General features: G+C 49.6%; 14 protein-coding genes. 9 read left to right on the forward strand and 5 right to left on the reverse strand.

The genetic code is table 11. From position 1 onward, the window contains the following. The 4 genes from AC1DVJ_RS05770 to AC1DVJ_RS05785 all read left to right on the forward strand — a co-directional run bounded on the left by AC1DVJ_RS05770 (position 1) and on the right by AC1DVJ_RS05785 (position 3499). Positions 1-621, forward strand: coding sequence for a LysE family translocator (locus AC1DVJ_RS05770; RefSeq protein ID WP_477589273.1), 621 nt, complete (start codon positions 1-3; stop codon positions 619-621). A gap of 506 nt (positions 622-1127) precedes the next feature. After that, positions 1128-1991 (forward strand): aminoglycoside 6-adenylyltransferase, encoded by an 864-nt coding sequence (locus AC1DVJ_RS05775; protein ID WP_477589067.1) that lies wholly within the window; start codon positions 1128-1130, stop codon positions 1989-1991. A 138-nt stretch (positions 1992-2129) separates the two neighbouring features. Continuing rightward, a complete protein-coding gene (locus tag AC1DVJ_RS05780) occupies positions 2130-2636 on the forward strand; it encodes an ankyrin repeat domain-containing protein (protein ID WP_477589069.1) in 507 nt (168 codons plus the stop codon). 311 nt (positions 2637-2947) lie between these two features. Beyond that, positions 2948-3499, forward strand: coding sequence for a dihydrofolate reductase family protein (locus tag AC1DVJ_RS05785; RefSeq protein ID WP_477589070.1), 552 nt, complete (start codon positions 2948-2950; stop codon positions 3497-3499). Positions 3500-3523: 24 nt separating this feature from the next. Here AC1DVJ_RS05785 and AC1DVJ_RS05790 read toward each other — a convergent pair whose 3' ends face one another. Further along, positions 3524-4738 carry an MFS transporter gene (locus tag AC1DVJ_RS05790; protein ID WP_477589072.1) on the reverse strand — a complete coding sequence of 405 codons (1215 nt, stop codon included), beginning with the start codon at positions 4736-4738 and terminating at the stop codon, positions 3524-3526. A gap of 204 nt (positions 4739-4942) precedes the next feature. Beyond that, positions 4943-5128 (reverse strand): CDGSH iron-sulfur domain-containing protein, encoded by a 186-nt coding sequence (locus tag AC1DVJ_RS05795; RefSeq protein WP_477589074.1) that lies wholly within the window; start codon positions 5126-5128, stop codon positions 4943-4945. A 219-nt stretch (positions 5129-5347) separates the two neighbouring features. Here AC1DVJ_RS05795 and AC1DVJ_RS05800 point away from each other — a divergent pair, with 219 nt between their 5' ends. Then, complete coding sequence (locus AC1DVJ_RS05800) at positions 5348-5782, forward strand: YkvA family protein (RefSeq protein WP_477589075.1); 435 nt, start codon at positions 5348-5350, stop codon at positions 5780-5782. A 356-nt stretch (positions 5783-6138) separates the two neighbouring features. Here AC1DVJ_RS05800 and AC1DVJ_RS05805 read toward each other — a convergent pair whose 3' ends face one another. Next, positions 6139-7209 (reverse strand): branched-chain amino acid aminotransferase, encoded by a 1071-nt coding sequence (locus AC1DVJ_RS05805; protein ID WP_477589077.1) that lies wholly within the window; start codon positions 7207-7209, stop codon positions 6139-6141. Between the two features lie 143 nt (positions 7210-7352). Here AC1DVJ_RS05805 and AC1DVJ_RS05810 point away from each other — a divergent pair, with 143 nt between their 5' ends. Together AC1DVJ_RS05810 and AC1DVJ_RS05815 are read left to right on the forward strand one after the other, a co-directional pair. Next, entirely contained in the window at positions 7353-8243 is an 891-nt protein-coding gene (locus tag AC1DVJ_RS05810) for a LysR family transcriptional regulator (protein ID WP_477589078.1), read from the forward strand. Between the two features lie 27 nt (positions 8244-8270). Further along, a complete protein-coding gene (locus AC1DVJ_RS05815) occupies positions 8271-9227 on the forward strand; it encodes a TRM11 family SAM-dependent methyltransferase (RefSeq protein ID WP_477589080.1) in 957 nt (318 codons plus the stop codon). A 2-nt stretch (positions 9228-9229) separates the two neighbouring features. Here AC1DVJ_RS05815 and AC1DVJ_RS05820 read toward each other — a convergent pair whose 3' ends face one another. Further along, positions 9230-9847 (reverse strand): DUF3298 and DUF4163 domain-containing protein, encoded by a 618-nt coding sequence (locus AC1DVJ_RS05820; RefSeq protein WP_477589082.1) that lies wholly within the window; start codon positions 9845-9847, stop codon positions 9230-9232. A gap of 274 nt (positions 9848-10121) precedes the next feature. Between AC1DVJ_RS05820 and AC1DVJ_RS05825 the strand changes: the two genes are divergently transcribed. Beyond that, positions 10122-10688 (forward strand): pyridoxamine 5'-phosphate oxidase family protein, encoded by a 567-nt coding sequence (locus AC1DVJ_RS05825; protein ID WP_477589084.1) that lies wholly within the window; start codon positions 10122-10124, stop codon positions 10686-10688. Positions 10689-10899: 211 nt separating this feature from the next. On the opposite strand, the gene AC1DVJ_RS05830 is transcribed toward AC1DVJ_RS05825, so the two are convergent. Continuing rightward, the gene (locus AC1DVJ_RS05830; protein WP_477589085.1) at positions 10900-11292 is read right to left on the reverse strand and encodes an acyl-CoA thioesterase; all 393 of its coding nucleotides are present in this window, start codon (positions 11290-11292) and stop codon (positions 10900-10902) included. A gap of 184 nt (positions 11293-11476) precedes the next feature. Between AC1DVJ_RS05830 and fumC the strand changes: the two genes are divergently transcribed. Beyond that, positions 11477-12868, forward strand: coding sequence for a class II fumarate hydratase (gene fumC / locus AC1DVJ_RS05835; RefSeq protein WP_477589087.1), 1392 nt, complete (start codon positions 11477-11479; stop codon positions 12866-12868). Positions 12869-12956: the final 88 nt, after the last annotated feature.

Consider the following 12956-nt stretch of genomic DNA (forward strand, 5'->3'; position numbering starts at 1 on the left):
CTGATCCCGTTGTTAAAAGGACTACTGCTTGGCTTTTCAATTGCAGCACCAGTGGGGCCAATCGGGATCTTGTGTATGCGCAGAACCCTGACGTTAGGCCGCTTGCATGGCTTTTTGTCGGGGCTCGGCGCAGCTACGGCGGATGCCATCTACGGCTTTATTGCCGGGTTCGGATTGACGCTGATTACCAGCTTCCTGTTGGATCAAAAGCTGATCCTGCAGCTGGTCGGCGGTCTGTTCCTCATCTATTTGGGCGTGCAAACCTTCCGCTCCAAGCCTGCGGTTGAGGCAGCAAAAGCGACAGGGGACACGCTGTTCAAATCGTATGTGTCCACCTTGTTGCTCACCATTACGAATCCGATGACCATCATGTCGTTCGTAGGCGCCTTCGCGGGGCTTGGGCTGGGGGATAGCGCGGATGCAGGCTTCACGCCAGCGATTTCGCTCGTAATCGGTGTGTTCTTGGGATCAGCGCTGTGGTGGATGCTGTTGAGTTTGCTGGTTGGCTTGCTGCGAGATAGGATCAAAGGCACGGCGTTCCTCTGGATCAATCGCATCTCAGGTGCGATGTTAACGGTGTTTGGTTTATTTGCAGTGATGGGGCTACTCTTTCGGGAGTAGCCTTTTTGGTGTGGTTTGGGAGTGAATGTTGAATGGGAATGGGATGGCTGGGATACTACTCGAACAGAGTGAGCCATAGCTACACTTTTATGATACATTGGGATTATGTGGTAAAATTATCAATCTGCTTTTTGTCATCTTAATTAAGTCACACACCCAACTAACTAACTGGAAAATATCCATCTACTTTAGCTCAAATCGCCTAATATCACCAAATAGATGGAAAAAATACAGTTAATCTGCCCCCAAATCAGCAAACTGGGGAAATGACGCTATATTAACTACAGGAAATCCAGTTACTTGCTCAAAGCAGTCGGATACCGCAAATTTAACTGTATTTTTTACAGTTATTCCTAATTTGTGGTCAGTGATAAGTAACTTAGACCGGATACTGCGTTAATCAAGGAGGATGATAGATGAGCGAAACAGCTAACGGCTGAGAATCTTGTGTGGATTGAACAAGGAGTCTTCCGATGTATGGTGCTCATGTGATCTAGGAGGTAAATATGCGAAGCGAACAAGAAATGATGGCCTTAATTTTAGATACGGCCCGAGATGACGAGCGCATCCGCGCGGTTATGATGAACGGCTCACGGACAAATCCGAATGTGCCGCGGGACGATTTTCAGGATTACGATATCGTTTATTTCGTACAGGAAACGGATTCATTCCGGTCTGATCCCGATTGGATCGATCGTTTTGGAGAGCGGCTTATGATGCAAATGCCGGATGATAATGAACTATATCCAACAACAGAGCGAACAGAACGCATTGTATATCTCATGCAATTTCAAGATGGGAATCGAATCGATCTCACATTAATCCCTTTAGCACAGCGGCGGCAATTGATGAAGCCAGATAGTTTAAGCGTACTGCTTTTGAATAAGGACGGGATCGTAGGGCCGCTTCCTTTAGCGAGCGATACGGATTACCATATCCGCAGACCATCGGAGAAACAATTTCAAGGGGCATGCAATGAGTTTTGGTGGATTTGCTTAAATATAGCGAAGGGGCTTTGGCGCGAAGAGTTGCCCTATGTCATGTTTATGTACGAGCAAATCAACCGCAATGTCCTGATCCAGATGATCGAGTGGAAGATTGGGATGCGTTCTGATTTTACAATGAGTGCAGGCAAATGCGGCAAGTATATCCAAGAATTCCTAACGGCTGAGGAATGGCAGGCTTTCACAGCAACGTATTCGGATGCCGATTACGATCGCATTTGGAATGCCCTGTTTGCGATGTGTGACTTGTTCCGTGACACGGCTCATGAAGTAGCTTCTCAGCTGAATTTTGAATACGTTTACTCGGAAGAGCGGCATGTTCTGACCTATCTACATGAGGTGCGAAGTCGGCCGAAGAAGGAGTAAATTGGAAGGCCTGCAGCTAGGCTGCTGTGGGTCTTTTTTGGAATCCGTTGGGCGTGATTTATTTGCTAGGAAAAAAAAGGGAATTCCAAGATTTTTGCCGAATTGAAATATATACAAGTTAGAGGAGGCCATCCTTATATGATCAACGACATATTTACAGCAGCTCGCACGGGCGACGCTAATCGAGTAAAGGATCTGCTGGATATGAATTTATCGCTTGCGAGTGCTGAAAACAGTGATGGGCTTACCCTTTTGGGCTTTGCGGCACATTTCGGTCAGGGAGAAGTGGTCAAGCTGCTTTTGGAAAATGGAGCCGATGTGAATGCTTTATCGCACTCTAAAGTTAGCTATATTCCTTCTAATACGGCATTACACGCAGCCATTGCTGGCGAGCGAAGCATAGAGGTCATACAACTGCTGCTCGCTCACCGTGCGAAGCCGACGATTATGGATAGTAATGGGCATACGAGTTTACATGTGGCAGCTTTCCATAAGGATAGTACACAGATCATTGGGCTATTGCTCGAACATGGTGCGGATGTTAATGCGAAGTCAGAAGACGGCGTCTATGCGATTGATCTGGCGAAAGAGCAAGGTCATTCTGCGGTGATTGGCTTGTTGAGAGAGCATGGAGCCATTGAGTAATGTAGAGTAGAGTGCCTAACGAGTATACTCGGTGAAGAAGGGACATTCAGCTAGTTAGCTAGCGGATCCAAGAATGTCCTTTTTGGCTTGGAGTCTTATATGTGTCGGTTGTCGGTTGACTCTACCGCTAGTGTCACCGTTTGGGCCTCCAAGTATGAGACTTTTTGCACGCATTCACTGAGTTCCAGCAAATTTTGGGAGTAAAAGATGCACATTTGCACTTTTCGGCTTTACCTCATCAATCTCGTCCTTTTATGTTAGAATTTGGGCATATTATCAATAAATGAAGCCCTAGAAGGAGCAAATTAACGATGAGAAAAATCGTTGCAGGACTTTTCATGTCACTGGATGGCGTCATTGACTCTCCAGAAAACTCGCCCAAGAAATGGGGCAACGCAGAAATCATGGAGCGCATCGCAGAAGGCGTGGCAAAAGCGGATGCGGTACTTTTGGGGCCGCAAACGTATCAGTTTTTGGCGCAATTTTGGCAGCACCAGAGCAGTGATGTGCCGATGGCGAAGTTTTTGAACCATTCACATAAATATGTGGTTTCGCAATCACTCGATACGCTAGATTGGCAGCCAGCGACACTGCTACGAGGCAATTTCGTCGACGAAATTACGAAGCTCAAACAGCAACCAGGACAGAATATTCAGGTCCCGGGCAGCCCAACACTCGTGCGATCGTTGCTGCGAGAAGGACTGCTGGATGAGCTTAACCTCAACATCTGCCCAGTGGTAGCCGGGTCGGGCACGCGTCTTTTCGATGGGATCGAGGAGCCAATGAACCTCAAGTTAATCGACTCCAAAGGCTACAGTAACGGCGTTTTAGCCATGAGCTACCAGATTGTCAGAAACAAGTGAATGATAACGTATCGCGCACGGTTCTCAGGCGGCTTTCCGAATGAAGCTGCCTGAGATCCTTTGCTCTTTTAGCATAAACATAATATTCAGAAGTCCAAATCCGAAGAAACAAATCCACGGAAGACCCTGCCACCCCAGCACATTCCCCAGATCATACAAATACCCGCCACCGACGTTTCCGATAATGGCCCCGATGGAGAGAGCAAAGCTGTTAAAACCAAAATAGCTGGCAATCGGCTCATTCCCGGCATAGTCGGAAACCATGGTATTCATCATTGGCTGCAGAAATACTTGCCCAATCATAAAGGCGATTACCCCCGCATAGATTCCCCACATGGAACCCATCATGCCCATTGTGAATAAGCCCCCTGCTAGCAGCAACGTACCTAGCGACATCACGCCAAAAGGCTGCAGTTTATTGTTGCCTAATTTGGACAAGGGCACCTGCAGAAGGACCATGACAATGGCGCCACAGCTGTAAATGAGCCCTATATTTGCATCAGAAGCAAGCTGATGTACACGAAACGGAACGGCGATATATAACTGGGTGACAAGGGACCACGAGATCATCGTAAAAATCATAAAACGTCGAAAAGGACGATTGCTCAGCACAGTTTTCATTTGTGACCAGATGCCTGAATAAGCCTTGCGAGATTGTTCGCTCTGGATAGCGGGTAAGAAGAAGAGACTGAAGAAAAAGGAAAATGCGAAGATAAGGGTAGCAGCCAAGCTGACGTATTTGAAATGGAAACCCATGAGTAAGGCGCCTAAAACAGGACCCACGACGAAGCCCATATTACTTAGCATTTCACGAATCGAATAGATGGTAATGCGGTTACTCGAAGTAGACAGTGCTGCATAATACGCATAACTAGCTGGATTGAACAGGGATCCGCCCAAGCCAGAGAAGAAGCAAGCTATGATAAAGCCTGGGATGCTGTCGACAAAGCCGAACATGCCGAACCCGAAGGTACGGATCAACAAGCCAATAAGAATCGTACGCTTATACCCGAGCTTGTCAGCCAACGTACCGCAAAGAACGGAAAGCCCTTGCTGACTGAAGCTGCGAATCGCTGAGATGATCCCCACCATGCTGACTGTCAGGAGGATGTCGTTCAATAAATAGGAGGCAAGCAGCGGGATCATCATATAAAATCCGACGGCCATACTGAAGGTATTCATAAACATGACCCAGAAGGGCAGCCGGATGGAAGTGAGTTTAAGTAGGACTGAATGCATAGATGGCCTCGTTTCTTGCTGCAAGATGTTAATTTCAAAACCTTACAGGATGAGCGACCATTTGTATAGGGACATTCTTTGGATGGACTTGGGTAAATTTTGCGTTGGAGCTCTGCACATGGAAAAGGGTTGTTACCCAAGTAGATGAATCTACCTGAGAACAACCCTTTGTGGAATAGCTTATTTGTCGTATTCTGGTGTGTACTAGGCGCGAACCTGACTTTCGAATTTGCCTTTATGAGCACCGTTGCAATAGGGTTTGTTAGACGAGAGTCCGCAACGACACAGGTGAATCTGTTCCTTCGTTTCCATTGGCTTTCCTTCCCCATCCAGTAAGGTAACGCCACTTACGAGCAGGGGACCATTATCAAGAATTTTAATTTCTGCCACAACCAACACCTCCATTTTCACCATAGTAGAAAGTATGAGTTTTTTGGTTCCCGCAATCATCTTTCTAAGAGGTTTCTCACCATTGTTTCCCGATGCGATAAACTATAATCAATTTGAGCATAACAATAAGAGATATGCGGAAAGCGAGACTTCATGCATGTGATAGGTGTAAAATAGTAGGCATACATGGTAAATGCTGATGAATGGAGTGATCGCTAAATGAATGCGTCCAAATATGAAAAATATTTCTCTATTGATGGCTTCTGGTCCAAGCTCAAAAAAGGTGCCAAAAAAGCCGGCAGTAAAGTGATCTATAGTGGGTTACTGCTTTTTTATGCGTTGGAAAGTCCGAAAACGCCGCTCCGCGCGAAGGTTCAAATCTATGGTGCGTTGGGGTATCTCATCTTGCCGCTAGATCTAATGCCAGATTTACTGCCGATTGTTGGTTATGTTGATGATCTAAGTGCGCTGGGCTTTGCCTTGGCGGCCGTGTCGAAGAGCATTGATGATGAGGTCAGAAAGAAAGCGAAGAGTAAGCTGAGAGATTTCCTCGGGGCTGAAGTCGTGATCAGCAAGGATATTATCGATATTGATGGTCACGTAGTAGAGGAGCAGGGGAAAGAGAAGGACGATGACGGGCAAGTGGAAAAATGACAGTGGGCGCAAGCCGCTGAAACAAAAAAAGACACCCCGATGGGTGTCTTTTCGCATGTTCGTGCGCGGATACATCAGCGACGCTTGAAGTTGCATTAGTCCGATATCTCCGAACTAAATCGCGTATTACTTGTAAAAAAAGACCAATAGTCCGATTTTGCCAAACTATTTACCCGTTTTCCCTGTGTGAGCGTTGTTTAGGTCGATTTAGTTTGGTTAATTCGGACTAATTTGGATTCAATGATAAAGACAATGAAATTAATTCGGCAATATCGGACTATTGCGGGAGTAAATCCGTCAGAAAATCCATCTATTTGTGGGAAACGGTGGGTAGATGAGTTGTTTGTTGGTCTGATTTAAACCTTTAACATCCAGCCAAATGTGTCCGGCAGCTTGCCGCTTTGAATACCCGTGATCGTCGTGTACAGCCGTTCCACCAACTCACCTGTGTTCCCTTGGTTAATCACCATCGGTGTACCGTTCCACAACAGGCTGCCGATTGGCGAGACAACCGCAGCGGTACCAGTGCCGAAAGCCTCCTCTAGCGTCCCATCTGCATGAGCCTGCACGATGTCATCAATTGAAATTTTCCGCTCAGATACGGGAATATTCCATGCCTTCAAAAGGTGGATGATGCTTCCTCGCGTGATACCCTCCAGAATGCTGCCGCTAAGGCTAGGCGTGACAACTTCTCCGCTGATTTTGAAAAAGACGTTCATACTGCCGACTTCTTCTAAATATTTCTTCTCTATGGCATCCAACCAGAGCACCTGTGCGCAGTTATGCTCTTTGGCCAGCGTCTGCGCTTTAAGGCTGCCTGCGTAATTACCGGCCGCTTTGGCAACACCAGTGCCACCTTGAACAGATCGGGCAAAATAGCTCTCCACTAGGATGTTAATTGGCTGCAAGCCTTCTTCATAGTAAGCATCGACAGGCGACATAATGATAAGGAATGAATATTGCGTAGCTGGACGCACACCTAATGCAGCTTCCGTAGCAATGATGAAAGGGCGGATGTACAAGGATGAACCTTTCTTCTTCGGCACCCAAGCGGCATCGACACGAACCAGCGCCTGAATGGCACTGACAACGAAATCCTCATCCATTTGCGGGATGCTGAGTCGCTCACTGGAGCGGTTCAAGCGCTTCGCATTTTGATCAGGTCGGAACAGGACAATGTCATCGCTCTCGGTGCGGAAAGCCTTCATACCCTCGAAAACCGCTTGCCCATAGTGGAAAACCATTGCAGCGGGATCATGTGAGATCGGACCATAAGGAACGATGCGTGGATCGTGCCAGCCCTGACTTTCTTCGTAATCCATCATAAACATATGACTTGTAAAATGCTTCCCAAACCCGAGATTCTCGTCTAAATTGGGCATGGTTTTGAAGCTGTGATTAGCTTCAATGCGAATGGTTCCGTACATGTAAGAGGCCACCTTTCATATGGAGCGTTCCCTAAAAGTTCCTAAAAATCTATTACCCTTAACTGTAGTAAATTCGCAATCATTGATCAATTGCGATTTATCAATTACTATCATAGTTATTAGCTATGATCGGAGGATCTCAGGTGGATTATCGGTTGTTAGTGTATTTTTTGGCGGTGTGTGAGGAGCTGCACTTCACCAAAGCAGCTGAGAAGCTGGGCATCAGCCAGCCTACACTCAGTCAGCAGATCCGATTGTTGGAGGATCGGGTGGGATCTCCGCTTTTTCAGCGTATCGGCAAAAAGGTTTACGTGACCGAAGCGGGCGAGATTCTGCGCAAGCATAGTCGCAACATTTTTCACGAGCTGGAGCAAGCGCAAATGGCGATGAATGAGCTCCAAGGGATGCAGCGCGGACGATTGCGGATCGGTTGTTCCGGGAATCATTTGCTGACGGCGACGATCATGACGTTTCATGCAAAGTATCCCAAAATCGAGCTTTCCGTGATGGAGCTGGCCACCGAGGAGACCAAAGAGAAGCTGCTGAGCAATGAGTTGGATGTCGGTGTTGTATTTTTGCCGGAGGAGGACGAGCAGCTGCGGTGTATACCGTTGTACCAAGAGAAGCTTCAGCTCGTCGTGTCGGCTCAGCATCTATTTGCCCAAGAGCAGGTGAAGGAAATACGGCTGGCAGAGCTCACGGAGATTCCGATTGCGATGCTGCAGCAGAAGTTCTACGTTCGCCAAATGATGGATGATTACTGCGCACAAATTGGCCTTGCTTGGAAGCCGATTGTGGAGCTGTCCACATTGGAGTCTCTCCTGCAAATGGCGAAGAATCATGTGTGCGGGGCCATTGTACCTCAATCCTATGTGGAGGGTATGGGCGTTCAGATGCATGAACAGAAGCTGTGCGCGATCCCGATTATCGACCCTGTTCCACAGAAGGAAGTGGGGATTGTGTATCGGAAGGATATGTTCTTGTGTAAAACGATGGATACGTTCGTGAAGCAGGTTATTCAGGAATTTGCATAGTGTTAAGGGAAGAGTGAGGGATAGCAAGTGGAACATATCTATGTATTTGCCTGTCATGAGGATGAGCAGGCTTTGTGTCAGTTAGAGCTGCGCACGTTGTTGGGCGCAGACGCCGTTATTGGTGCGCGCTACGCCGTCAGCGCGCACAGGGTAGAGCCGAGCCGCAGCCCGTTTCTGAAGCTGCGGATGGATGTTGCCTTTGAGGCCGACAGTCTGCCGGAGCTGGCCTCGCAGTTGGAGGCGTTGACCGTGCGCGGCGCAACGTTCAAGGTCGTGTTCGCGGAGACGGACACGGCGGTCAGCTATGACCGCCAGCGGAACGTCGAGCGCGAACTAGGTCTGGGGTTGCGCGGCAAGGCCGAGATGCGCAGGCCGGAGCAATGGTTCGCCGTGACGGAGCTGGGAGGCCGGTGGTTGTTCGGCGACTGCAGCTACGGCGAAGCCGTTTGGCTTCAGCATCAGCAGAAGCCGCAGAACTACTCCACCGCCCTAGGTACGCGCCTCGCGCGGGCGGTGGTGAACATTGCCGTGCCCGAGGTGACGGGCACGCGGGTCATTGACCCGTGCTGCGGCATGGGCACGGTGCTGGTGGAGGCGATGTCGATGGGGATCGACATTGTGGGGTATGATCTGAACCCGCTGGCCGTGCGCGGCGCGCGGGTGAATCTGGACCACTTCGGCATGCCGGATGTGGTCCAAGTAGCCGACATGCGGACGCTCGTTCCGCATCCTGCAACCCCGCAAGGCAGTCCACAGTCCATCTACGATGCGCTGATCCTGGACATGCCGTACAATCTTTGCTCTGTGCTGCCGGAAGCAGAGAAGCTGGAAATGCTGCAAACCGCTCGCCAATTGGCGCGGCGCGCGGTTATTGTCACGACAGAGCAGATCGACACGCTTTTGACCAAAGCGGGCTTTCATATCGATTCACGCTGTACTGTGAACAAAGGTAATTTCAGCCGACAAATTATTCTCTGTGTCTAATACTAATACATCATTTTCCCAAGCGGGCTGTCCTCTGCAATGATGTCCTGGAGCGCGTACCCGGAAATCGGGAAGTATAGGAACCCATACACATAAGCGGCTAGCTCATAGACTTGAAAATAGACAACGAGCGATTTATCCGCAATATAGAAATCCTGATCAGGCCGAATGCCTTTGAATTCCACTAACAACGGAATCTCGCGCCGCTTTATTTCGGCGTCAATCATTGCACTTAGCACAGCGACATAATCGCTGCCAGGCTTAAATAACTCACTCAGCGAATAGCTTTTACCGGTTTCCGTGCTGAAGGTCAGCGACTTTTGGATCGTGTTTCCATGAGCTCCGCCCGAGAAGGCATAATTGATCAAAGACAAACTAAGTACACGACGTTCATTCGTTTTGAGTTCGTAATAAGCGGTAACGTCCGTCGTCGGGTTTTGCGGGTAGCCCTGATCGTGCAGCTGCTTATTCACGGCATCCACAATCGTTGTGTTGATGGTGTGCTGCACCATGGGCGGGTTCAGGTGGATCACAGCGGGGTACAACAAATTCAATTTGTCGCGCAGCACCTGATAGGTCTGTATACTAACCGGTTGGTGTTCCAAATCTAGGTCGTTCATGTGTCATCATCCCTACGTTTTTGCTACACCATATTCGCAAGCTGGGCGTTTGGTTAATGATTCAGCACGATTTAACATCGTGTGCAAAAAAAGAGCTCTCCCTTCATCGCGTTTAAACGAGGGGGAAGCTCTTCTTCATGTAGTCTGGGATGCACGAATTGCATCACCTGACTATAGGAATTTCCTATAACGAGTGCGTTGAATATATATTTCACAAATAGGGTGATGGGGAACATAATAGAAGAAAATGGAAATGAGAATGGAGTGAGTGTGAATGGGGAAATCATTCGAAGCCATGCTACCGGAGCATGAGGCGTTTATCGCCAAGCAACATATATTTTTCGTAGGATCGGCGCCGCTATCTTCAGAAGGACATGTCAATATCTCACCAAAGGGGCACGATGTACTGCGAATTTTATCTCCAAGTGAAGTGGCCTATCTGGATCTGACCGGGAGTGGAAATGAGACCAGCGCGCATCTAGCGGAAAATGGCCGCATCACCATCATGTTCATGGCCATCGAAGGACCGCCTCAAATTATAAGGCTGTATGGCAAAGGCCGCGTTGTCCTGCCTGGGTCTGTTGAATGGGATCGACTGGCACCCAAATTCGAGCTGCTGCCAGGTGCGCGACAGATCATAGTCGTAGATATCCATGAGGTGAAGTCGTCCTGCGGCTTTAGCGTTCCTTTTTACACCTATGAGGGTGAGCGGAATACGCTGCAGAATTGGGCGACCAAACAAGGTGAGGAAGGACTGCTCAACTACTGGCAAGCGAAAAATATGACGAGCATGGATGGACTCCCGACGCCAATCGGTCAGAAGTTATCCACAGATGCATAATTACATCCGAGTGGGAGGAAACTACTACCAAAAAGGAAGTCTAATATATGGAATTAACCAATGAAGCGAAGAGCGTCTACAAGGTATATTTCATAGTTACACGTTTTTTCCCACAACGTATATGCGGAAGCTGACCGAATTTATACCCGGTGCACCGGCTCTTGTTGATTGCCCATTAACACGTCCTGCGAGATTGAGAGAAGATTAGGCATTAGGCAAAATACTTCCTTAACTCCGCCGGGGCCTCCCGGCTTGTGCGCGTTATGCTGTCCATCGTTACACTCGTGACGAGCGCATCCGCACACAGCTCACCCTGCTGGTTGCGGATTTCTTGTTGCAGAACATAGCTGGAACGGCCCATTCGCTCAGGTCGGCAGCTGACGGTTAGATGCTCCCCTTGCTTGCACTCTTTTCGATAATTAATATTGATATTCACCGTCACGGTTTGAATACCAAGCTCACCAAAAGTCTCGTAAGATAGCGCACAAGTCTCATACCATTCTTCACGCCCCCATTCGAGGTACTCCAAATATTTCGCATTATTCACGTGCCCATTCACATCAATCTCCGTGGAGCGGACGACGATCGCTAGCTTTGTTTCCATAAGTGAATCTCCTCCAATTTCTATTATTATAGCTCGTCCTTCGGCAAGATAACCAGTTGCGGCTCATAACTCGCCAATAATGGGGGGAAACTATCCCATGCATGTTTATGCTTACCAACGTGTAGGTATTCGTAGGTATATGAAGTAAAGATGATGTAGTTCGGACTGACCATGGAGGGCATATATGACGCAAGAATATCGGATAGAACGAGATACCATGGGGGAAATCAGAGTGCCTGTGGATAAGTTGTGGGGCGCTCAGACCCAACGCAGCTTCGAAAATTTCAAAATCGGCACCGAACGGATGCCGATAAGATTAATAAGCGCCTTCGCGCTGCTCAAGAAAGCAGCCGCTCACGTCAACCGCGACCTCGGCGGATTGCCGCCGGAGAAGGCGGAGGCGATCTCGCAAGCGGCCGATGAAATCGTGCAGGGTCGCTGGGACGACGAGTTCCCGCTCGTGGTCTGGCAGACGGGCAGCGGGACGCAGTCGAACATGAACGTCAACGAGGTGATCGCCCGCCGAGGCAGCGAACTGCTCGGGGATGGCGCCCAGCGCATCCATCCCAACGATGATGTGAATCGTTCGCAAAGCTCGAACGATACGTTCCCGACCGCGATGCACGTGGCCGGTGTCATCGCTGTGGAGCAAGAGCTTTTGCCTGCGCTGGAGCTGCTGCAGGCGACGCTGTACACCAAGATGTCGGCCTTCGCCGACATCGTTAAGATCGGCCGCACCCACCTGCAGGACGCTACCCCGCTTACGCTGGGGCAGGAGATCAGCGGGTGGTGGGCGATGCTGGACAATACGGCGCGCATGGTGCGCAACGCCGTGGATACGATGCGCGAGCTCGCGATCGGCGGCACCGCCGTCGGTACGGGGCTGAACGCGCATCCCGAATTCGGCGCCCGCGTCGCCGAAGCACTGGCTCGCGAGACGGGCACGCGCTTCGTCTCGGCCGAGAACAAATATCATGCGCTGACCAGCCATGATCAGATCGTTTACGCCCACGGCGCGCTCAAGGCGCTGGCGGCGAACTTAATGAAGATAGCCAACGATGTTCGCTGGCTATCCAGCGGTCCCCGCTGCGGAATCGGTGAAATCACGATTCCGGAGAACGAGCCCGGCAGCTCGATCATGCCGGGCAAGGTCAACCCCACGCAGAGCGAAGCGATGACGATGGTCGTATGCCAGGTAATGGGCAACGATGCTTCCATCGGCTTCGCCGCCAGCCAAGGCAATTTCGAGCTGAACGTGTTCAAGCCCGTTATCATCCACAACTTCCTGCAGTCCGTGCGGCTGCTGGCCGATAGCATGCGCTCGTTCAATGACCATTGCCTCGCAGGCATGGAGCCGAATCGCGCGGTGATTCAGCGCAATCTGGAGCAGTCGCTCATGTTGGTTACCGCTCTCAACCCGCATATTGGGTATGAGAAGGCAGCCAGCATTGCGAAGCAAGCCCATAAGGAAGGGCTGACGCTGAAGGAGTCGGCTGTGCGCAGCGGCTACTTAACAGCTGAGCAATTCGACAGCTACGTCCGGCCGGAAGAGATGGTACATCCGAAGGCCGATTAAGCTGTGGCGAATGAGCGCATATTAAAGAAAAAAGCTCTCAACAACTCCTTGCGGAGTCGGTGAGAGCTTTTTCTAGCCTTGATACTCA

Source organism: Paenibacillus sp. P4_A9 (assembly GCF_056402415.1).